The 21,140-nt window shown below is 71.6% G+C and carries 16 protein-coding genes; 13 read left to right on the top strand and 3 right to left on the bottom strand.

Annotated features, from left to right (window positions below; translation table 11 throughout):
• The first annotated feature begins 35 nt into the window (after positions 1-35).
• The 3 genes from frr (at position 36) to BLV96_RS34160 (ending at position 3,059) form a co-directional block, all read left to right on the top strand.
• Positions 36-593 carry a ribosome recycling factor gene (frr, locus tag BLV96_RS34170; protein WP_086670821.1) on the top strand — a complete coding sequence of 186 codons (558 nt, stop codon included), beginning with the start codon at positions 36-38 and terminating at the stop codon, positions 591-593.
• Positions 593-1,654, top strand: a complete 1,062-nt coding sequence (locus BLV96_RS34165; protein WP_086670822.1) for a phosphatidate cytidylyltransferase — start codon at positions 593-595, stop codon at positions 1,652-1,654. The genes frr and BLV96_RS34165 overlap by 1 nt, the downstream gene beginning before the upstream one ends.
• Positions 1,655-1,736: 82 nt before the next feature.
• A complete protein-coding gene (locus BLV96_RS34160) occupies positions 1,737-3,059 on the top strand; it encodes an MFS transporter (protein WP_086670824.1) in 1,323 nt (440 codons plus the stop codon).
• Here BLV96_RS34160 and BLV96_RS34155 read toward each other — a convergent pair.
• Positions 3,047-3,892 carry a VOC family protein gene (locus BLV96_RS34155; protein ID WP_086670826.1) on the bottom strand — a complete coding sequence of 282 codons (846 nt, stop codon included), beginning with the start codon at positions 3,890-3,892 and terminating at the stop codon, positions 3,047-3,049. The two genes, BLV96_RS34160 and BLV96_RS34155, sit on opposite strands and share 13 nt — an antisense overlap.
• Before the next feature lie 112 nt (positions 3,893-4,004).
• Between BLV96_RS34155 and BLV96_RS34150 the strand changes: the two genes are divergently transcribed.
• Positions 4,005-4,814: a class I SAM-dependent methyltransferase gene (locus BLV96_RS34150; protein ID WP_086670828.1), complete on the top strand. Its 810-nt coding sequence runs from the start codon at positions 4,005-4,007 to the stop codon at positions 4,812-4,814.
• Here BLV96_RS34150 and BLV96_RS34145 read toward each other — a convergent pair.
• Positions 4,754-5,398 (bottom strand): PadR family transcriptional regulator, encoded by a 645-nt coding sequence (locus BLV96_RS34145; RefSeq protein ID WP_086670830.1) that lies wholly within the window; start codon positions 5,396-5,398, stop codon positions 4,754-4,756. The two genes, BLV96_RS34150 and BLV96_RS34145, sit on opposite strands and share 61 nt — an antisense overlap.
• Before the next feature lie 161 nt (positions 5,399-5,559).
• On the opposite strand from BLV96_RS34145, the gene BLV96_RS34140 reads away from it, so the two are divergent.
• The 6 genes from BLV96_RS34140 to BLV96_RS34115 all read left to right on the top strand — a co-directional run bounded on the left by BLV96_RS34140 (position 5,560) and on the right by BLV96_RS34115 (position 12,318).
• Positions 5,560-6,567: a FecCD family ABC transporter permease gene (locus BLV96_RS34140; protein ID WP_167379829.1), complete on the top strand. Its 1,008-nt coding sequence runs from the start codon at positions 5,560-5,562 to the stop codon at positions 6,565-6,567.
• Positions 6,564-7,592, top strand: a complete 1,029-nt coding sequence (locus BLV96_RS34135; protein ID WP_167379828.1) for a FecCD family ABC transporter permease — start codon at positions 6,564-6,566, stop codon at positions 7,590-7,592. The genes BLV96_RS34140 and BLV96_RS34135 overlap by 4 nt, the downstream gene beginning before the upstream one ends.
• A gap of 10 nt (positions 7,593-7,602) precedes the next feature.
• The gene (locus BLV96_RS34130; protein ID WP_086670832.1) at positions 7,603-8,421 is read left to right on the top strand and encodes an ABC transporter ATP-binding protein; all 819 of its coding nucleotides are present in this window, start codon (positions 7,603-7,605) and stop codon (positions 8,419-8,421) included.
• Positions 8,411-9,418 carry an ABC transporter substrate-binding protein gene (locus BLV96_RS34125; RefSeq protein ID WP_091389926.1) on the top strand — a complete coding sequence of 336 codons (1,008 nt, stop codon included), beginning with the start codon at positions 8,411-8,413 and terminating at the stop codon, positions 9,416-9,418. The genes BLV96_RS34130 and BLV96_RS34125 overlap by 11 nt, the downstream gene beginning before the upstream one ends.
• Before the next feature lie 12 nt (positions 9,419-9,430).
• On the top strand, positions 9,431-9,916 hold the full coding sequence (locus tag BLV96_RS34120; RefSeq protein ID WP_086670834.1) for an Lrp/AsnC family transcriptional regulator: 486 nt from the start codon (positions 9,431-9,433) through the stop codon (positions 9,914-9,916).
• A gap of 107 nt (positions 9,917-10,023) precedes the next feature.
• On the top strand, positions 10,024-12,318 hold the full coding sequence (locus BLV96_RS34115) for a transketolase-like TK C-terminal-containing protein (RefSeq protein ID WP_244180690.1): 2,295 nt from the start codon (positions 10,024-10,026) through the stop codon (positions 12,316-12,318).
• On the opposite strand, the gene BLV96_RS34110 is transcribed toward BLV96_RS34115, so the two are convergent.
• Complete coding sequence (locus tag BLV96_RS34110; RefSeq protein ID WP_086670836.1) at positions 12,311-12,907, bottom strand: hypothetical protein; 597 nt, start codon at positions 12,905-12,907, stop codon at positions 12,311-12,313. The two genes, BLV96_RS34115 and BLV96_RS34110, sit on opposite strands and share 8 nt — an antisense overlap.
• A 126-nt stretch (positions 12,908-13,033) precedes the next feature.
• Between BLV96_RS34110 and rlmN the strand changes: the two genes are divergently transcribed.
• The 3 genes from rlmN (at position 13,034) to BLV96_RS34095 (ending at position 21,118) form a co-directional block, all read left to right on the top strand.
• On the top strand, positions 13,034-14,140 hold the full coding sequence (gene rlmN / locus BLV96_RS34105) for a dual-specificity RNA methyltransferase RlmN (RefSeq protein WP_086670838.1): 1,107 nt from the start codon (positions 13,034-13,036) through the stop codon (positions 14,138-14,140).
• Between the two features lie 32 nt (positions 14,141-14,172).
• Complete coding sequence (locus BLV96_RS34100) at positions 14,173-14,439, top strand: hypothetical protein (protein WP_091389924.1); 267 nt, start codon at positions 14,173-14,175, stop codon at positions 14,437-14,439.
• A gap of 202 nt (positions 14,440-14,641) precedes the next feature.
• On the top strand, positions 14,642-21,118 hold the full coding sequence (locus tag BLV96_RS34095; RefSeq protein ID WP_244180689.1) for an RHS repeat-associated core domain-containing protein: 6,477 nt from the start codon (positions 14,642-14,644) through the stop codon (positions 21,116-21,118).
• Positions 21,119-21,140 lie beyond the last annotated feature (22 nt).

Genomic DNA, 21,140 nt, shown 5'->3' with positions numbered 1-21,140 from the left:
AGCAAGCGCCACCCATCACAACAACGGGAGTAGCCGTGATCGACGAGACCCTCCTCGATGCCGAGGAGAAGATGGAAAAAGCGGTGTCCGTCGCCAAGGAGGACCTGACGTCGGTGCGCACCGGCCGGGCCACCCCGTCGATGTTCTCGCGCATCGTGGTCGACTACTACGGCGCGCCGACCCCGCTGAACCAGCTGGCCAGCGTCAACGTGCCCGAGGCGCGGATGGCGCTGATCAAGCCCTACGACCAGACCCAGCTGAACGCCATCGAGAAGGCGATCCGCGAGTCCGACCTCGGGGTCAACCCGAGCAACGACGGCAACGTGATCCGGATCGTCATCCCGCAGCTCACCGAAGAGCGGCGCAAGGAGATGGTGAAGGTCGCCAAGGGCAAGGGCGAGGACGCGCGGGTGACCATCCGCAGCATCCGCCGCAAGGCCAAGGAAGAGCTCGACCGCATCGGCAAGGACGGCGAAGCGGGCGAGGACGAGGTCGTGCGCGCGGAGAAGGAACTGCAGAACCTCACCGACACCTACTCGCACAAGGTCGACGAGCTGGTCAAGCACAAGGAAGCCGAGCTGCTCGAGGTCTGATGGCACAGGTGAGCGAGGAACGCGAGGACCGGGTGGACGCGACCGGAGCCGAACCGGCCGGCACGCCCGGGACGCCGGGGCCGGCGGAGGCCGACATCCCAGCCGCGCCGGAGTTCCCGGGGACCGCCGGGGCCGCTTCGGCGACCTCGGGAACCGGTGAAGCGAGCCGGTTGTCGGCCGCCGGGGCTGCCGAGGCGACCTCGGTGCCCGCCGCCGCGGAACCGGCGGCCTCCGAGGCCAAGAAGGCCTCCAAGGCCGGCCGGAACCTGCCCGCCGCCATCGGGGTCGGGTTGCTGCTCGGCGCCGCGATCATCGTTTCCCTGCTCACCGTGCGCTTCCTGTTCATCGGGATCATCGCGATCGCGATCGCGGTCGGCACCTTCGAGTTCTCCGGGGTGCTGCGCCGGGTCGCCGACGTCAAGGTCGCGATGATCCCGGTGCTCGTCGGCGGGCAGGCGATGATCTGGCTCGCCTGGCCGTTCGGCCGCGAAGGCGCGCTCACCGCCTTCGTCCTCACCGTGCTCGCCTGCCTGCTGTGGCGCCTGCCCGGCGGCGCGAAGGGCTACCTCCGCGACATCAGCGCGTCGACCTTCGCCGCGGCTTACCTACCGCTCTTCGGCGCCTTCGCGGCCATGCTCGTCCCACCGTCCGACGGCGTCGGACGGGTGCTCACCTTCCTCATCGGCGTCGTCGCGTCGGACACCGGCGGCTACATCGCCGGCGTACTCGGCGGGAAGCACCCGATGGCCCCCACCATCAGCCCGAAGAAGACCTGGGAAGGCTTCGGCGGTTCGCTGGTCGGCGGTGTCGTGGCCGGCGCCCTCACGCTGAGCCTGCTGCTCGACGGGCACGTCTGGCAGGGCGTCATCTTCGGTGTCGCGATCGTGCTCACCGCGACCCTCGGCGACCTCGTCGAGTCGCTGATCAAGCGGGACCTCGGCGTCAAGGACATGGGCACGCTGCTGCCCGGGCACGGCGGGATCATGGACCGCCTCGACTCGCTGCTGCCTTCGGCCGTCGTCTCCTGGCTGCTGCTTTCGGCGTTCGTCCCGCTCGGCTGACCTGCGGTGGGAGCCGGAGGCTCCCACGCGGGAGGCAATGGTTCGTGGACGGCCGAAGCTTCCGCGGGTTTGACTCGGGGGCATGACCACCGAAACCCGCGCTCCGGCGAAGCTGGCCTTGTCCGCCGTCTGCCTGGGCTTCCTGATGATCACGCTCGACGCGACCATCGTGAACCTCGCCCTCCCCGCGATTGGTGCCGACTTCGGCGAGCCGTCGGTCGCCGCGCTGCAGTGGGTCGTCGACGCCTACACCGTCACGCTCGCCGCGTTCCTGCTCACCTGGGGCGCCGCCGGTGACCGGTGGGGTTCGCGACGCGTCTTCGAAGCGGGCGTCGCCGTCTTCGTCGTCGCGAGCATCGGCTGTGCCCTCGCGCAGGACACCAGCTGGCTGATCGCGGCCCGCGCTGTCCAGGGCGCCGGGGCCGGTGCGCTGCTGCCGTCGTCGCTCGCCTTGATCGCCCACCAGTTCCCCGACCCGCGGGAGCGGGCGCGCGCCCTCGGCGTGTGGGGCGGCATGAGCGGGGTCGGGCTGGCCGCCGGTCCCGTTCTCGGCGGGCTCGCCGTCGGTCTCGCCGACTGGCGGCTCGTCTTCGCCGTCAACGTCCCGGTCGGGATCGTCGCCATCGTCCTGACGCGCCGCGCGGTCACGGAACCGCCGCGGGCCGAGACCCGCCTCGACTTCGCCGGTCAGCTCTTCGGCACGGCGTCGCTGGCCGCTTTCGTCGCCGGGCTCATCGAAGCCGGGCACGCCGGCTGGCTCGCGCCCGCGACACTCGCGTTGCTCGCCGGGGGAGTGGTGGCCGGCGCGGTGTTCGTGGCGGTCGAGAACCGCGTCGCCGAGCCCGTGCTGCCGCCGAAGATCCTGAAGATCCGGAACTTCGCGGTGGCGACCGGGATCGGCGGCCTGTTCAACTTCTGCCTCTACGGCACGCTCTTCTGCCTCGCGTTGTTCCTGCAACGCGCCTGGTCGCTCGGCGCGCTCGCGGCCGGGCTCGCGCTGGTGCCGCTGACGCTGGCGGTCGGGCTCAACGCGTTCTTCAGCGGACGGCTGACCGGGCGGTTCGGCCCGCGCGTCCCGATGGTCGCGGGCGCGCTGGCCGGGCTCGCCGGCGCGATCGGCTTCGCGCTGCTGCCCGCGGACCGGGCGCTCGTGCCGTTCGTCGTGGTCTCGGTCGTCTTCGGCTGCTGCTCGCTGGCCATGCCCGCGATGACGTCGCTGGCGATGAACTCCTTGCCGGGCAAGGCCGGGCTGGCCGCCGGCGTGCTCAACGCGTCCCGCCAGACCGGCGGCGCGATCGGGGTCGCGCTCGTCGGCGCGCTGCTGCCCGCCACCGGGATGTGGCTGGTGGCGGGCGGGTACGCGCTGGTCGCCGGGTTGGCCTTCGCCGAGCGTCAGTCGTCGTAGGGGTCGTCGACCTCCGCGCGGCCCCAGTCCTCGGAGACGCGCGAGTGGTCGATCACCGCGAAGACGGCGCCTTCCGGGTCGGCGAGGATCGCCATGCGCCCGAACGGCGTGTCGTAGGGCTGGATCACGACGGTGCCGCCGTGCATGAGGGACTCGCCGGCGACCGCGTCGACGCCGCGGGCGGGATCGATGTCGAAGTAGACGAGCCAGTGCGGCGGGGTGTCGAGGCTGTACTCCGAACCCATGACGTACCGGTACAGCACGGGCTCGTGCTCGATGAGCCATTCGACGTAGTCCAGGGACTCGCCGTCGCCGATCTGGTGGCTGCCGTAGGTGAAGAGCTTGGTGTAGAAGTGATCCGCCGCGACGCCGTCGTGCGTGTTGAGGTCCGCGCCGCTGAAGGTGTTGGGGATCCCGGTGACGAACTCCCAGTCCGGCGGCACCTCCCAGAACACGACCGGCGCGCCGCACGCGTCGTAGGCGTGCAGGATCGTGCCGCGCCGCGGGATCGGCGCCGGGCCGAGCGTGATCCGCCCGCCGAGGTGCTCCACCCACTCGGCCGCGCTCGCGGTGTGCGGCACGGACAGGTGCGGCATCCACCCCAGCGGCGCGCCCGGGGCGGCGCGGTACAGGCCGCCGACGGGGAAGTCGGTCATCGTCGCGATGGCGTACCGGCCGTCGGACGTCGCCGGATCCCGTTGAGTGGTGTACTCCCAGCCGAACAGCGCGCCGTAGAATCGCTCCGCCACGGCCTGCTCGCGGCAGGCCAGCTCGATCCAGCACGGGATTCCGGCCGGAACCGGGGACGGGGGACTGGACGGGCCGATCGTCATGTGGTGCTCCTCCCGAGACCCACCGAATTCTAGGCGTGAACCGTGTGGTTTCCGCCAAGATTCGGTCGCCGGAAAATCACTGCCGGAGCAGGAGGGCCCGAAAGGAGCAGCGGTGCGGTGGTCGTCCCGGCGCGCGGAGGTCGTGCCGAGCCCGAACATCTGGTACTACCCGGCCGACTACGAGCTGGAGAACCGGGCGCAAGACAGCGCCGGGGAGATCTGGCGCGTGCTGGGCGAAGAGGTCGAGTGGGCCGGCCGGGACGTGCTGGACGTCGGTTGCGGCGACGGGTTTCACCTGCCGCGCTTCGCCCGCGACGCCCGCTCGGTGCTCGGGGTCGAGCCGCACGAGCCGTTGGTGCGAAGCGCGCTGAAGCGCGTGGAGGGACTGTCGAACGTGGACGTCCGGATGGGCCGGGCCCAGCGGCTGCCGGTCCGCAGCGCGAGCGTCGACGTCGTCCACGCGCGCACGGCGTACTTCTTCGGACCCGGCTGCGAACCCGGACTCGCGGAAGCCGAGCGGGTGCTGCGGCCGGGCGGGACGATCGTGATCGTCGACCTCGACGTGACCAGCGAGCCCTACGGCGGCTGGATGCGCGCCGACCTGCCGCACTACGACCCGGTGGCGGTGGAGCGGTTCTTCGCCCGCGCCGGGTTCGGCCTACGCCGGGTCGCCACGCAGTGGCGCTTCACGACCGCCGCCGACCTCGAAGCGGTGCTGAAGATCGAGTTCAGCAAGCGCGTCGCCGAACAGGCGATCGCGGAGTCCTTGCAGCGTAACGGGAATCGCGCGCAGGACCTGACGCTGCCGGTGGGCTACCGCGTGCACACGCGGGTCAAGCCCACCGGCCTCGTCCTGCCAGGTCACTCGGCTGCCGTCTCGCCCGAAGCGGACTCCTCGTCGTCCTCGCCGAGGATGCCGTAGAGCGAGCGCCGGGCGTCGTTGAGCACCTCGGCCGCGCGGGCCTGCTGGCTCTCGGTGCCCGCGCGCATGATCTGCACGACGGCGGCGGCCAGGTTCTTGCCCGCCTTGGCGAGCCCGACCTCGACCGGGTCGACGTCCTGCGCGATCTGCTCCCACGGCGGGGTGCTGTCCTGCTCTTCCGCGGCGGTGCGGCCGGCGTCGGTCAGCTCGAACAGCTTCTTGCCACTCTCGTCCTTGCTGACGACGAGGCCTTCGTCGGCCAGCAGCTGCAGCGTCGGGTAGACCGAGCCGGGGCTCGGCCGCCAGAAGCCGCCGGAGCGCTCGCCGATCTCGCGGATGATCTCGTAGCCGTGCCGGGGCTGCTCGGCGAGCAGCGCCAGGATCGCGGCGCGGACGTCACCGCGGCGGCTGCGCCGTCCGCCGTGACCCCGCCGGCCCGGTCCGTGCCCCCGGCCGCGTCCGCCGCGCGGACCGAAACCCGGCCCGAAGCCCGGACCGAAGTCGCCGAAGCCACCGAAGGGTGCACGCCCACGTTCCTGGGCGAAGGGGTGCTCTTGTGTGAAGGGGTGTCGTTGCCTACGCATGTCTGTGTTCCTTTCTCGAACTGTTGCGACTGCTTCACGATATATCGGAAACAGTCGGATGGCAACCTCGCTTCGGTGATGCCGCTCACGGAACTTGAGCCTTCAAGTTCCGCGCCATAGGGTAGGCAAGCCTAAAGACCTGTTAGCAAAGGTAACGACCAGTGCGGACCCGCTCGCTCCCGCTCACGGCCGGGCTGGTGGTCCTCACCGCGGCCCTGGCCGCCGCCGTGCTGCTCAGCGTCGCCGTCGGCACCCGCGGCCTGAGCCCGGCCACCGTGCTGGACGCGCTCTTCCACTTCGACCCGGGCAACCCCGACCACCTGGTCGTCCGCGAACTCCGGCTCCCGCGCACGCTCGCCGGGGTGCTCGCCGGCGTCGCGCTGGGCCTGTCCGGCGCCGTCATCCAAGGCGCGACGCGCAACCCGCTCGCCGACCCGGGGCTGCTCGGCGTCAACGCGGGCGCGGCCCTCTTCGTCGTCCTGGGCATCGGCACCTTCGGCATCACCAGCGTCGGCGGGTACGTCTGGTTCGGCTTCGCGGGCGCCGCGGCGGCCGGCGCGGTCGTCTACGGCGTCAGCTCGCTCGGCCGGGCCGGGGTGACGCCGGTGAAGCTCGCCCTCGCCGGCGCGGCGGTGACCGCGGCCCTGGCCTCGGTGACCAGCGCGCTCCTGCTGGCCGACCAGACGACGTTCGACCAGTACCGCTTCTGGCAGGTCGGCTCGCTGACCGGCCGGGACGCCGCGACGATCACCCAGGCCGTGCCGTTCGTGGTCGCCGGCGTGGTCCTCGCGCTGGTCTCCGCCCGGCTGCTCAACGCCCTTGCACTCGGCGAGGACGTCGCCCGCTCGCTCGGCCAGAACGTCCCGGTCGCGCGGCTCGTGTGCGCGCTGGCCGTCGTCGTCCTGTGCGGGTCGGCGACGGCGATCGCCGGGCCGATCGCGTTCGTCGGGCTGACCGTGCCGCACGCGGCGCGGCTCGTCACCGGCCCCGACCACCGCTGGCTGCTGCCGTACTCCGCGCTGCTGGCGCCGCTGCTCCTGCTCGTCTCCGACGTCGTCGGCCGCGTGGTCGCGCGCCCGGCCGAGGTCCAGGTCGGGATCGTGACGGCGCTCATCGGCGCCCCCGTCTTCGTGCTCCTGGTGCGCCGCCGGAAGGTCGTGGCGGTGTGAACGCCGTCGACGTGGTCGCCGCCGCCCGTCGCCGGGGCGCGGTCCGTGCCCGCTCGGTGACGCTGGCGCTGCTGCTCGCGATCGTCGTCGTCTTCGCGCTTTCCCTGGCGGTGGGCGACTTCCCGGTCCCGCTCGGTGACCTGCCCGGCCTCCTCTTCGGGGGAGAGGGTGTCGGCCGGGCGGCCTACGTCGTCACGGAGCTGAGGTTGCCGCGCGCGGTCACCGGCGTCCTCGTCGGCGTCGCTTTCGGGACGTCCGGCGCGCTCTTCCAGCGGCTGCTGCGCAATCCGCTCGCCAGCCCGGACGTCATCGGCGTGACGCAGGGCGCGAGCGCGGCGGCGGTCGTCGCGATCGTGCTGTTCGGGGCCGGCGGCGCGGTCGTCTCCGCCGCGGCACTGGCCGGCGCGCTGCTCACCGGCGCCACGATCTACCTCCTCGCACGCCGCGGCGGCGTGCACGGCTACCGGCTGGTGCTCGTCGGCGTCGGGGTGGGCGCGGTGCTGACCAGCGTCGTCTCGTACCTGATGACCTGGGCCGACGTCACGCTCGCCCAGCAGGCCCTGGTCTGGCTGACGGGCAACCTCAACGGCCGCGGCTGGGACCACGCGGGCCCGCTGGCCGCCGCGCTCGTCGTCCTGCTGCCCGCCGCGCTGCTGCTGGGCCGGGCGCTCACCGGGCTGCAGCTCGGCGACGACACCGCCGCCGGGCTCGGGCTCGACGTCGAACGCAGCCGCGTGACGCTGCTGCTCGTCGCCGTCGCGCTCGCCGCGTTCGCGACGGCGGCCGCCGGGCCCGTCTCGTTCGTCGCCTTCGTGGCCAACCCGATCGCGACCCGGCTCGTCGGCGGCGCCCGCGCCGGGCTCGTCCCCGCCGCGCTGACGGGGGCGCTCGTGGTCCTGCTGGGCGACTTCGCGGCCCAGCACCTGCTCGGCGCCCAGCTGCCGGTCGGCGTCGTGACCGGCGCGGTGGGCGCGCCCTACCTGCTGTGGCTGCTGGCCACCGCCAACCGCGCCGGGCGGATGTGAGAGGAACGCCGTGACACTGCACACCGAGAATCTCGAGCTGGGCTACGGCCCGCTGCGCGTGGTCAAGGACCTCTCCGTGCGAATCCCGCCGGGCCAGGTCACCATGATCGTCGGGACCAACGCGTGCGGGAAGTCGACGCTGCTGCGCGGTCTCGCGCGGCTGCTCACGCCGGCCGCCGGCGCGGTCTACCTCGACGGCAAGGGCATCACGACGTGGCGCAGCAAGGACGTCGCGACGGTGCTGGGCCTGCTGCCGCAGTCGCCGGCCGCGCCCGAGGGCATCACCGTCGCCGACCTCGTCGGCCGCGGCCGCTACCCGCACCAGGGCGTGTTCCGCCGCTGGAGCGCCGAAGACGACGACGCCGTCGCGAAGGCGATGGTCGCCACCGACACCGTCGAGCTCGCCGACCGGCCGGTCGACGAGCTGTCCGGCGGGCAGCGCCAGCGCGTCTGGATCGCCATGGCCCTGGCGCAGCGGACGCCGTTGCTGCTGCTCGACGAGCCCACGACGTTCCTCGACATCGCCCACCAGGTCGAGGTCCTGGACCTGCTGGCCGAGCTGAACGCCGAGGACGGCCGGACGATCGTCATCGTCCTGCACGACCTCAACCTGGCCGCCCGTTACGGCGACCACCTGATCGCGATGAAGGACGGCCGGATCGCCGCCGAGGGCGCGCCCGCCGACATCCTCACCGCCGAGCTCGTCGCCGACGTCTTCGGCATGCCCTGCCGGGTCATCCCCGACCCGGTGTCCGCCACGCCCCTGGTCGTCCCGATCGGCCGGCGGCGGGCCACCCCTCCGAGAGAAGGAACCCCCGATGCGTCCTAACTGGACTCGCCTGGTCGCGGTGCTCGCCGCCGGCACCCTCCTCGCCGCCTGCGGCCAGCCGGCGAAGCCCAGCAGCTCGGGCGTCGGCGACCAGGACGTCGCCACCGGCGGCCGGCTGTTCTCGACCGCGGACAGCGAAACGGCCAAGCTCGGCGCCGACGTCGGTCCCGGCGTCTTCCCGCGCACGGTGACCCACGCGCTCGGCAAGACGAAGCTGGACAAGAAGCCCACGCGGGTCGTGGTCCTCGACAGCGGCGAGCTCGACGACGTCCTCGCGCTCGGCGTCACACCCGTCGGGATGGCGACGACGGCCGGGCAGAACGGCGTGCCGTCCTACCTCGCCGACCGCGTCAAGGGCATCCCGGCGGTCGGGGAGATCAACAACCTCAACCTCGAGCAGATCGCCGCGCTGACGCCGGACCTGATCGTCGGCAGCAAGCTGCGCGCCAACGACCTGTACCCGCAGCTGTCGAAGATCGCGCCGACGGTGTTCAGCATCCGGCCCGGGTTCCCGTGGAAGGAGAACCTGCTGCTGATCGGGGCCTCGCTCGGCGACGAGACGAAGGCCGTCGGGCTGCTGAACGACTACCAGCAGCGCGCGAACGAGGTGAAGGCCTCGGTCAAGGGCACGCCGAAGGTCTCGCTGCTGCGGTTCCTCTCCGGCAACATCCGGCTCTACGGCAACCTGTCCTTCATCGGCGTCATCCTCAAGGATGTCGGTCTCGCGCGGCCGGCGAACCAGAACATCAACGAGCTGGCCGCGCAGATCTCCAAGGAGCGCATCGACGAGGCCGACGCCGACTGGATCTTCTACTCCAGCTACGGCGCCGGGCCCAGCGCGGACGAGAAGGCCGTCACGAGCAGCGGGCTCTGGGCCGGGCTCGGCGCGGTGAAGGCGAAGCACGCGGTCCCGGTCGACGACTCCGTGTGGTTCCTCGGCCTCGGCCCGATCGGGGCGATGAAGGTCCTCGACGACCTGAAGAAGTACCTGGGCTGAGAAGATCGGCGAGTGCCGGAAACCATCGACGAGATCGACGCGCGGCTGCTCCAGGCCCTGGGCGAAGACCCCCGGTCCACGGCGGTCGCGCTGGCCGAGCGGCTGGGTCTGTCCCGCAACACGGTGCAGGCCCGGCTCGTGCGGCTCGAACAGCGCGGCGTGCTCCGGTCGTTCGAGCGCCGCATCGACCCGGCGCGCCTGGGCTACCCGCTGCGGGCCTTCGTCAACGCGATGGTCGACCAGCGGCGCCTGGCCGAGATCGCCGACGCCCTGGCCACGATCCCCGAGGTCACCGAGGTGTGCGGGCTGACCGGGGCGAGCGACCTGATGGTGCAGGTGGTGGCCGTCGACGCCGACGACCTCTACCGCATCGCCGGGCGCATCCTCGCCTCCCCGGGCGTCGAGCGGACGAACATCTCGCTCGTCATGCGCGAGCTCGTCCCGTACCGCCTGACGCCCCTGCTGGAGCGCGTGCATTCTGCGCACCCGGAGACCTGAGCCGTCCGCTTCCGGTGGGCATTCTGCGCACTCGCGGGGGCATCGGTTGTGCGAAGCGTCCACCAGTGCTGTCCTGGTGTGCGCTTCCTGCACGAAAGGTGTCGACGATGACCCACGCCCCCGTGACCGCCCCGGCGCTGACCGCGATCGAGCAGCGGGTCCTGTGGCTCGCCACGGCGATCGTGCACCAGGCCAACCGGGTCCGGCCCAACCCCTCGGGGCTGAAGGTCGGCGGGCACCAGGCGTCGTGCGCGTCGCTCGTGTCGATCATGACGTCGCTGTGGTTCCGGCACCTGCGTCCCGAGGACCGCGTCTCGGTGAAGCCGCACGCGTCGCCGGTGCTCCACGCGATCAACTACCTGCTCGGCGAGCTGGACGAGGCCCACCTGCCGACGCTGCGCGAGTTCGGCGGCCTGCAGAGCTACCCGAGCCGCGCCAAGGACCCCGACCCCGTCGACTACTCGACCGGCTCGGTCGGCATCGGCGCCACCGCCCCGATCTGGGGCGCGCTGGCGCGGCGCTACCTGACGACCCGGGGTTCGAACGCCGGCACCGGCCGCCAGTACTCGCTGGTCGGCGACGCCGAGCTGGACGAGGGCGCGATCTGGGAGGCCATCCTCGACCCGGGCGTCGCCGAACTGGGCGAGATCGTCTGGATCGTCGACCTCAACCGCCAGTCGCTCGACCGCGTCGTGCCGAACATCGCGGCCGGGCGGCTGCAGGGCATGTTCGACGCGGCCGGCTGGCAGGTCCTCACGCTGAAGTACGGGCGGCTGCTGGAGGAGCTGTTCACCCGGCCCGGCGGCGCCGAGCTGCGCGCCCGCATCGACGGGATGCCGAACCCCGAGTACCAGCGGCTGCTGCGCTGCGACGCCGCCCAGCTGCGCGACCGGCTGCCCGCGGGCGACGCCGCTCTCGCCGAGCTGGTCGCGTCGCTGGACGACGAGACGCTGCTCGCCGCGATCCGCAACCTCGGCGGTCACGACCTCGGCTCGCTCGACGAGGTCTTCGCGTCCATCGCGGACGACCGGCCGACGGTCATCTTCTGCTACACGGTCAAGGGCCGCGGGCTGCCGACGCAGGGGCACCCGCAGAACCACTCGTCGCTGCTGACCGTCGCGCAGATGGAAGAGCTGGCGACGTCGTTGGGGACGGACCTCTCGTCGCCTTGGGAGGGCTTCGCTGACGGATCCCCTGAAGCCGCGTTGTGCGCTGAAGTCGCTTCGCGCCTTCGCCGTCCGGACGTTCCTTCGGCGCCTTCGCTCGACCTGCCGGTCGACATCGGGCGTACGCCTTCTGGGACCGCGACGACGCAGGCGGCGCTGGGCCGCGTCCTGCTCGACCTGACGCGCGAAGCGCCCGAAGCGGCGAAGCGCGTCGTGACGGTCAGCCCGGACGTCAGCTCGACGACCAACCTCGGCGGCTGGGTCAACAAGGTCGGCGTGTGGTCGGCCACCGAGCGCCGCGACTGGTTCGAAGACGACCCCGAGACGATCATGCACTGGCGGGAGAAGCCGACCGGCCAGCACGTCGAGCTGGGCATCGCCGAGACGAACCTGGTCGGCCTGCTGGGCGAGCTCGGGGCGACCTGGAGCCGCTGGGGCGAGCCGCTGCTGCCCATCGGCGTCATGTACGACCCGTTCGTCGAGCGCGCGCTCGAGCCGTGGTCGTTCGGCATCTACGCGGGCGGGCAGTCGATCCTGATCGGCACGCCGTCGGGCGTCACGCTCGCCCCGGAGGGCGGCGCGCACCAGTCGATCACCACGCCGTCGATCGGCATCGAGCAGCCCGGCTGCGTCAGCTACGAACCGGCGTTCGCGATCGACACCGAGTGGACGCTGCTGGCGGCGCTCGGCCGGCTCGGCAAGCCGGGCGGCACGTCGTCGTACTTCCGGCTCTCGACGCGGCCGGTCGACCAGACCCTCGCCGCGGTGCCCACCGACCCCGCCGCGCGCGAACGCCGTCGCCGTCAGGTGGTGGCGGGCGCGTACCTGCTGCGGCGGGCATCGGAACCGGCGGTGACGCTGGCGGCGATGGGCGCGCTGGTGCCGGACACCCTGGCGGCGGCCGAGCGGCTGGCCCAAGTGGGCGTCGAGGCGGACGTCGTGTGCGTGACCAGCCCGGGCCTGCTGTTCGACGCCGTCCAGGCGCGGTCGGGCCGGGGCGAGGGCTCGTCGTGGATCCTCGACCAGGTGTTCCCGGCTTCGCGAGCGAAGCCACTGGTCACGGTGCTCGACGGGCACCCGCACACGCTGGCGTTCCTGGCGGGGATCAACCGGGTGTCGTCGGTCGCGCTGGGCGTCACGAAGTTCGGGCAGTCGGGGTCGCTGGAGGACGTCTACCGCTACCACGGCATCGACGCGGACGCGATCATCCGGGCCGCGCTCGACGCCGTCAGCTGAAGGTCGCGCCGGCGAGTACGGCGTCCATCTTCTCGTTCGAGGTTTCGGACGCGCCGTACTGGACGACGAGGATCTTGCTCGTCGGCAGCCACCACATCCGGACCTGGTTGTTCTGCGTCGCGTCCTTGCAGGTGACTTCCCAGCGGCCGTACTCGGCGGTCTTCGGGCCGATGGGCTTGTAGCCGGACTCGACGAGGTTGCTGCCGGTCGCCTCCGCGGCCTGCCCGGGCGGCGACGCGGGCGTGATGCACGTCGGCACGTCGGTACCCGTGTACCAGCCGAAGGGCCGCTTCGCGCTCGGGAGGTTGATGGGCGCGTTGGGGTCCGAAGTCGCTTCGCGCAGGTCGAGGAGCCGGGCTTCGCAGACGACGGTGCCTTCCGCGACGCAGCCGTCGAGCAGGCCGTCTTCGCTGGCCTGGGTGTACTTGGCGCCGGAGGGCAGCGTGACGTGCATGGTCCCGACGACGACCTGCGGCCCGGCGGCCCTCGTCACCGTCGGCACGGGCTGCGCCTGCCCGGCGGTCGACGTGCTGCAGGCGGCGGCGCTCAAGACCACCGCGAGGGCCAGGGCGATGTGCCGGAAGGACACGGGCTCACCTCTTTCGTCCGCTGTTGGACTCCCGGACGGCCTTCCCGGTTTCGCCGGTGACCTGGCGTACATTCGGCCAGGGCGGTTCGGGCGGTGCTGGTGGGCGCGTGGGACACTGGTCAGGTTATGACTGCCCTCCCGCTCGTCTTCGACGCCCCCAAGCGTGGCCTGCCGCCGCGCCACCTCGCCGACCTGTCCGTGGCCGAGCGCGCTGCCGCGGTGGCGGAACTGGGGGAGAAGCCGTTCCGGGCGAAGCAGCTGTCGAACCACTACTTCTCGCGGTTGACGGTCGACCCCGCGGACATGACGGACATCCCGGCGGCGTCGCGCTCGCGGCTCGTCGAGTCGTTGATGCCGACGCTGCTGACCGAGGTCCGCGCGCTGGAGGCCGACAGGGGCGCGACGCGCAAGACGCTGTGGCGCGCGCACGACGGAACGCTCCTGGAGAGCGTCCTGATGCGCTACCCGGACCGCGCGACGCTGTGCATCTCCAGCCAGGCGGGGTGCGGGATGGCGTGCCCGTTCTGCGCCACCGGCCAGGGTGGTCTGGACCGGAACCTGTCGACGGCGGAGATCGTGGACCAGGTCCGTTCGGCGGCGGCGGTCATGCGCGACGGCACGATGCCCGGCGGGCCGGGGCGGCTGTCGAACATCGTCTTCATGGGGATGGGCGAACCTCTGGCCAACTACAAGCGCGTCGTGGCCGCGGTTCGGCGGATCACCGACCCGGCTCCCGGTGGTCTGGGGATCGGGCAGCGGTCGGTGACGGTGTCCACTGTGGGCTTGGCGCCGGCGATCCGGAAGCTGGCGGACGAGAAGATGCAGGTGCGTCTCGCGGTGTCGCTGCACACGCCGGACGACGAGCTGCGCGACACGCTGGTGCCGGTGAACAACCGGTGGTCGGTGGACGAAGTCCTGTCGGCGGCTCGGTACTACGCCGACACTTCCGGGCGGCGAGTGTCCATCGAGTACGCGTTGATCCGGGACATCAACGACCAACCGTGGCGGGCGGAGCTGCTGGCCAAGCGGCTGCGGCAGCACCTGGGTCAGTTGGTCCACGTCAACGTCATTCCGCTGAACCCGACGCCGGGGTCCAAGTGGGACGCTTCGCCGAAGCCGGTGGAGCGGGAGTTCGTGCGGCTGGTCAACGCGGGCGGAGTAGCGTGCACCGTGCGGGACACGCGCGGCCAGGACATCGCGGCCGCTTGTGGACAGCTCGCCGCCGAAGGCTAATTTTTCGTTTGGGTTATGGAGATTCTGTCGTGATGTATGCCCCCAGCCTGTTGGACCCGGCTGCGGAATCGTTGAAGCTCACGGATTTCGTCGGCGCGACCGACGTCGCGCGTGAGGCCCGGACGCTGCTGGGCGAGCGGTTCAGCTCGGTGACGTTCATGTACGTGCTGATGCGGGCGTTCGAGGTGGAGTACGCGGCAGCGTGCGACGCGGCCCGCTGGCACGAGTTCCACGGTGGCCCCCGGGCGCTGTCGGACGCCGATCTGGAGACACTGCTCGCTCCGTGGCTCGTGCGCTAGCCTCCGGGCCATCCCGCGTGGCCTAGGCAAAGAACGGGTAATCAACCCAGGCCGGGACCTTTTCTTCCCTTGAACCAAGATCACTCCAACGGTTGATGGACCTTTCCCACCGCGGCGCTAGATTTCACCTGCGGCCTCGGGGTTTCCGGGTGGTTGCGCGGAGCGCGGCCCGTGCGGGGCCGTCTTGGGGGAGGTCCGGACCGTGTCCTTTTCGTTCCGTGGTGCCCGTCGGGCGCGGAGACTTTTCGTTCTGCTGATCGCCGTCCTGTCGCTCGTCGGCGGGCTCACTTCCGTGGCGGACGCCGCGCCGAAACCGGCCGCGCCGAAAGCCGCGGCACCGAAACCCGCGGCGCCGAAACCCGCGGATTTCGGGCCCGGTGCGGCGAAATCCGCCGATCTCGCCGTCGACGGCTACGGGGACGCCCAGGGGTACCACCTCGAACTGGGCCGGGAATCCGGTGGCTTCGCGTGGCAGGAGGTCGCGCTGCTGCGGCCCGCCGGGTTCGACGGTCCGTGGACCGGCTACCAGTGCCTCTCCGGCGACGGGAAGTACGCCGCCGTCGCGATCCTGCCCGCGACCGCCGTGAACACCCAGGCCGCGCGCGACCACGGTGCCTTCGCCTACTCCGTCGACCTCGGCAGCGGTTCCGTCCGCGCGCTCGCCGGCGGGGTCGGCCTGAAGTACTACTCGCCCGGCTGCGGCACCGGGGACACCGCCGTGTTCACCGTCGCCCTCGACGGGAAGACCCGGCTGGTCACCGCGAACCTCGCCACCGGCAAGATCGACGCGGACGTCACCGCCGCGGGCCAGATCACCTCCGCCGTGCCGACCGCCGCCGGCATCGTCGGCGTCGCGGGCAACCGGCTGGTGTCCGTCCCGGCCGGGACCGTCCTGGCCACGCTGCCCGGTGACGTCTACGACGTCCGCCCGGCCGCCGACGGCGGCGTCACCTTCCTGCACACCAAGCCCGGCACGCGCACCGCGACCGCCGCGCACGAGCACGCCGGTGCCGTCACACCGCTCGGGTCCGGCGACCTGGGCCGGGTGCAGCTATTGCAGGGCCGCGCCGGGCACGCCGTGCTCGCCGGTGCGACCCCCGCGGCGCCCGGTGCGCTCGCCGCGGCGGGCGTGCGCGGCGTCGGCGACGGCGGCCTCGCCCACGGTGCCGAAGCGTCCTCTTTGGACGGTGACGCGCTGCTCGGCCCGGACGCCGACGGGCAGAAAGCCACCCCGGCGCTGCTGGCGACGAACACCGGCAAGGTGCTCGCCCCGGCCGTCGCGGCGGCGACCCGGTCCGCGGCGACCGCCGTGCCCACCTACTCCGTCGCCCCGAAGGCGGCCGAGGCTCCGCACCAGAACCGCTTGAGCGCCAAGGCCGACGCGGCACCGCAGTCGACGAACACCACCCAGGCGCAGACGCCGAAGTGCGCGGTGCCGCCGCTGAACGCCAACCGGCAGGTGATGCAGCCCAACCCGGCGCAGGTCAACTGGGCCGTGCAGATGGCCGAGCAGGGCCTGCTCACCGGCAGCGCCTACACGCGCCCGGCCGGGTTCGGGAACCTGGGTCTCGTGGCGTACGCGCCCAACAGCGACTTCCCGCTGATCCCGCTGTCGCACCCGGCCGGGGGCACGAACACCGTGCCGCGGTCGATCTTCGAAGGCATCATGGCCCAGGAGTCGAACTGGTCGCAGGCCTCCTGGCACGCTCCCGCCGGCACCGCGGGCGACCCGCTGATCGCCAGCTACTACGGCGCCGGCGGCGACATCGTGTCCATCAACTACGCCGCTTCCGACTGCGGCTACGGGATCAGCCAGGTCACCGACGGCATGCACATCGGCGACCACTCGCTGTCCGAGCACGGCCAGTGGAAGGTCGCGGTCGACTACCAGGAGAACATCGCCGCGGGCCTGCAGATCCTCGAGACCACCTGGAACCAGCTCTACAGCGCCGGGATCACCGCGAACAACGCCGACCCGCGCTACCTCGAGAACTGGTACTTCGCGGCCTGGGCGTACAACTCCGGCATCCAGCCGAACGCGGCCAACGGCAACACCACCGGCTGCACGCCCGGCCCGTCCTGCACCGGCCCGCACGGCACGTGGGGCCTGGGCTGGACCAACAACCCGGCCAACCTCGACTACCCGCCCAACCGCGACCCGTACCTGCAGGACACCTACGCCGACGCCGCGCACCCGGCGAGCTGGCCCTACCAGGAGCGCGTGCTGGGCTGGACCGCGAGCCCGCTGATCCGCTACGGCAGCCCGGCGTACGCGAAGCCGACGTACAACGGCGGGCAGCGCTGGGTGCAGCCCGCGCCGTTCACCACGATGTGCTCGCTCGCCGCGAACCAGTGCGACCCGAACAACACCAACACCTCCAACCCGGGCGCCAGCCACTGCATGCTCGACGACTTCCAGTGCTGGTGGCACAACCCCGTCACGTGGATCCCGAGCTGCGCCACGACGTGCGCGACGAGCCCCTACGCCGTGTCCGGCGGGAGCGAACCCGCGAACCCGACGAAGAACCCGCCTACCTGCGCTCAGGACACCTCGAAGGTGCCCGGCGGCTCGATCATCGTCGACGACGAGCCGAACCGCCTGAACCTGCAGGGCTGCGGCGGCGCGAACTGGTCGAGCAACGGCACGTTCACCTACACCTACGGCAAAAACTCCGCCGGCGACCCGATCGGCGCGATCGACACCCACCAGCTCGGCACCGGCCTCGGCGGCCGGGTCCTGTTCACCCACACCGAGGACGGTTCGAACCCGGCCCTGATCAACACCGGCGTGTGGACGCCCAACCTGCCGTCCTTGCAGTACTACAAGGTGAAGCTGCACCTGCCCGGCCTCGGCGCCGAAGCGACGAACGTGGTCTACAACATCAACCCGGGCGGCGGTGTCCCGCCGTGGAAGATCCGCGTCAACCAGGCGTGGAACTCCGAGCAGTGGGTCACCATCGGCACGTTCGCCATGGAAAACGGCGGCAACGTCACCCTGAACAACAACGGCAGTTCCCAGGACAACGGCGGCTTCGGCTATTCGGACTTCGACGTCGCCTTCGACGCCGTCGCGTTCGTCCCCATGGGTGGCACGCCCGGCCAGCCGATCGGCGGGCCGCCGGGCATCCAGGACGCGCCCAAGGGCTCGAACCCGGCGTTCATCGCCTGCGGCTGCGCTCGGCGGACCGCGGGCGACCCGGTCGACACGTCCACCGGCTACTTCGGCGACACCTTCACCGACCTCAGCACGCCGGGCCGCGGCAAGGCGCTGGACTTCACCCGCAGCTACGCCGAGGGCATCGCCGATCCCAACGGCCCCAACAAGACCCTGGCCGCCGACGGGCCGTTCGGCTGGGGCTGGACCCATTCGTACAACCTGAGCGCGACCACGGCCACCGACGGCGGGGTGACGATCCGGCAGGAAGACGGCTCGCAGGTCGCCTTCGCCGCCTCGGCGGGCACCTACACCACAGCGGCACCGCGGTTCGACGCGACGCTCGTCAAGACCGGCCAGAACTACGTGTACACCCGGCGTGGCAAGGACATCTTCACCTTCGACGCGACGAGCGGCCGGCTCACCGCCGAGACGGACCTCGCCGGCAGCAAGGCGAACCCGCCGTACCGGACCGCCCTGGCCTACGACGGCGCCGGCCACCTGGCGACGATCACCGATCCGGCCGGTCGCGCGTACACGCTGACCTGGACCGGGAACCACATCACCGGGCTGGGCGACGCCGCCGGCCGGCACGTCTCCTACGCCTACGACGGCGACGGCAACCTGACCGACGTCATCGACGTGGGCGGCGGGCACGCGCAGTACGGCTACGCCGCGGGGCACTTGATGACGGCCATGCGGTCGGCCAAGAACCACGACGGTCCCGCGAACGCGGTCACCGCCATGGCCTACGACGGCGCCGAGCGCGTGACCAGCCAGACCGATCCCGACGGCGGCGTCACCACGTTCGGCTACCCCGCGGCCGGCCAGACGCTGGTCACCGACGCGGGCGGGCACAAGACGCTCGACACGTACCAGAACGGGCTGCTGGTCTCGGAGACCAAGGGCTACGGCACCGCGGACGCGGGCACGTCGAGCTTCACCTACGACCCCGTGACGCTCGGCGTGTCCACGACGACGGACGCCGACGGCAACGTGCGCACGTTCAGCTACGACGACCACGGCAACAAGACGGCGGAGTCCGACCCGCTCGGCTTCACGACGGACTACTTCTACGACGACAACGACAACCTGGTCGAGACGATCGACGCGAACGGGGTCGCCACGGTCACGACGTACGACCCGAACACCGCCGTGCCGACATCGACCACGCTCACCAAGGCGAACAACGTCGTCGAGTCCACCACCGGCAACTTCGGGCCGGCGCCGACGCGCACCGTGCGCTCGTACTACGACGACGCCGCGCACCCCGCCGACCTGAACCGGTCGGTCGACGCGAACGGCAAGACCACGACCTACACCTACGACTCGGCCGGGGACAAGGCGACCGTCACCGACCCGCTCGGTGACGAGACCCGGTTCGGCTACGACACCGGCACCGGCTGGCTCACCTCGGCAACCGATCCCAACGGCAAGACCACGTCCTACACCCTGGACGCGTTCGGCCAGCTTCTCAAGACGACCGATCCGCTGGGGCACACCAGTTCGGTGACCTACGACGCCGATCACCAGCGGACGTCGACGACCGACGCGAACAACCGCACCACGACCACGACGTTCGACGCCGCCGAGCGGGCGACCACGGTCACCCAAGCGGACAACACCGCGCAGGTCACCGAGTACAACCCGGACGGCACCATCGCCGACACGAAGGACGCGTTGGGGGACAAGACTTCCTACGGCTACGACGGCCAGGGCCGCCAGGTTTCGAGAACGGACCCGGACCACCGCGTCACCAGCCGGCGGCTGGACCCGGCCGGTCTCGGCGTGACCGCGACCGACGCCACCGGCCGGGTCACCACCAAGGGCTACGACGCCACCGGGCGGCTGACGTCGGTGTCCTATTCGGACGGTGTGACGCCCGGCGTCTCCTACGGTTACGACCCGCTGGGCCAGCGCGTCTCGCGGACCGACGGCACCGGCAAGTCGACTTGGACGTACGACGTCTTCGGAGAGGTCACGGCGCAGACCCAGGGCTCCGGCGCGGCGGTCGGATACGGCTACGACAACGCCGGCAACCTGACGTCGATCGCCTACCCCGGCCAGGCCACGCCGGTGGCACGGACCTTCGACGACGCCGAGCGGCTGACCAAGGTGACCGACTGGAACGGGAACGCCACCGGGTTCGGTTACAACGCCGATGGCCAGGTGGCCACGGTCGCCTATCCGAACGGCGTGACGGTCACCAACAGCTACAACGACGCCGATCAGCTGACCGCGACGGCCGCCGGCACCGTGCTCTCGCTCGGCTACGGGCGGGACGCGCTCGGCCAGGTGTCCTCGGTCACCGCGGACGGCGAGACCGGCGACGTCGGCTACAGCCCGCGGGAGCAGCTGGCCGGTGCGAAGGGCATGTCCTTCGGCTACGACGCGGCGAACAACCCGACCACCGTCGGATCACTCACGCAGTCGTTCGACGCGGCCGGGCAGGTCACCGCGGACACCTTCGACGGCAACGGAAACCGCACCAAGGCCGGCTCGGCGACGTACGGCTACGACCAGGCCGCGCGCCTGACGTCGTACACCGGCACGAGCGGATCGGCCACCTACACCTACAACGGTGACGGGTTGCGGGCGACGAAGACGCTGGCGGGCCGGACCACCACCTTCGTCTGGGACGCGGGGTCCACGCCGAACGTGCTGTCCGACGGCGACCACCAGTTCGTGTACGGACCCGACGGCCTGCCGATCGAGCAGGTCGGCGCGGCCGGCACGTCCTGGTTCGTGCACGACCAGGTCGGCTCGACGGCCGGGCTGCTCGACGCGGTCGGGCGGCTGGTCGGCCGCGACACGTACACGCCGTACGGCACGGTGAGCACAACCGGCACGGTGACCACGCCGCTGCTGTTCACCGGCCAGTACACGGACGCCGAATCCGGGCTGGTCTACCTCAGGGCCCGGTACTACGACCCGGCCTCGGCCCTGTTCCTGACACCGGATCCGATGGTCGACAAGACCCGCACGCCGTACGCGTACGCGGGCGGGAACCCCGTCAACTACACCGACCCGACGGGTCTTTGCGGCTTCTGGGAATGCCTCGGCATCGGCGCGGCCGTGGCGGGCGCCGCGCTCGGCATCGGCGCGTGCATCGTGCTCGAACCGTGCGGCGCGGTGGCGACCGTCGCGGTCGCCGGCGGCGGAACCGCGCTGGCCATCGACGGCGGGGTCCTGGTGGGCGCCGGCCTGGTCGGCTCCGCGGTCGCGGTCGGCGGGGTCGCGATCGCGCACACGACAGCGGGCGACGGCGGCTCGACCGCGCCGCGGGACGTCCACGGCCAGGTGCAGTCCGGCGGCCGTCAGATCGACGTCGACCACGTCTGGCAGAACGGCGATCTCTACTTCGACGCCAACAGCGGGAACATGATCCGGGTGCTCGAAACGGGTGACGGCAATGTGGACGTGGTCATCCGGGACCCGGCCAACCCGAGCGGCCGGCCGATCACCTCGTTCCACAGCACCCTGAAATACGTGCTGAAGCAGGTGGGTTGCGGCGCCTGGGAGTGATTGCCGATCGGGTGCGGTACCG

The organism is Amycolatopsis pretoriensis, assembly GCF_900107925.1.
Lineage (GTDB): Bacteria > Actinomycetota > Actinomycetes > Mycobacteriales > Pseudonocardiaceae > Amycolatopsis > Amycolatopsis pretoriensis.
The sequence above is the reverse complement of the archived record's forward strand: the minus strand, read 5'-3'. Positions and strand labels throughout refer to the sequence as shown.

Coding starts and splice junctions, on each gene's coding strand:
- BLV96_RS34115 (WP_244180690.1), top strand. CDS start 10,024: ATGACCCACGCCCCCGTGACCGCCCCGGCGCTGACCGCGATCGAGCAG.
- rlmN (WP_086670838.1), top strand. CDS start 13,034: ATGACTGCCCTCCCGCTCGTCTTCGACGCCCCCAAGCGTGGCCTGCCG.
- BLV96_RS34155 (WP_086670826.1), bottom strand. CDS start 3,892: ATGACGATCGGCCCGTCCAGTCCCCCGTCCCCGGTTCCGGCCGGAATC.
- BLV96_RS34160 (WP_086670824.1), top strand. CDS start 1,737: ATGACCACCGAAACCCGCGCTCCGGCGAAGCTGGCCTTGTCCGCCGTC.
- BLV96_RS34125 (WP_091389926.1), top strand. CDS start 8,411: ATGCGTCCTAACTGGACTCGCCTGGTCGCGGTGCTCGCCGCCGGCACC.
- BLV96_RS34145 (WP_086670830.1), bottom strand. CDS start 5,398: ATGCGTAGGCAACGACACCCCTTCACACAAGAGCACCCCTTCGCCCAG.
- BLV96_RS34165 (WP_086670822.1), top strand. CDS start 593: ATGGCACAGGTGAGCGAGGAACGCGAGGACCGGGTGGACGCGACCGGA.
- BLV96_RS34100 (WP_091389924.1), top strand. CDS start 14,173: ATGTATGCCCCCAGCCTGTTGGACCCGGCTGCGGAATCGTTGAAGCTC.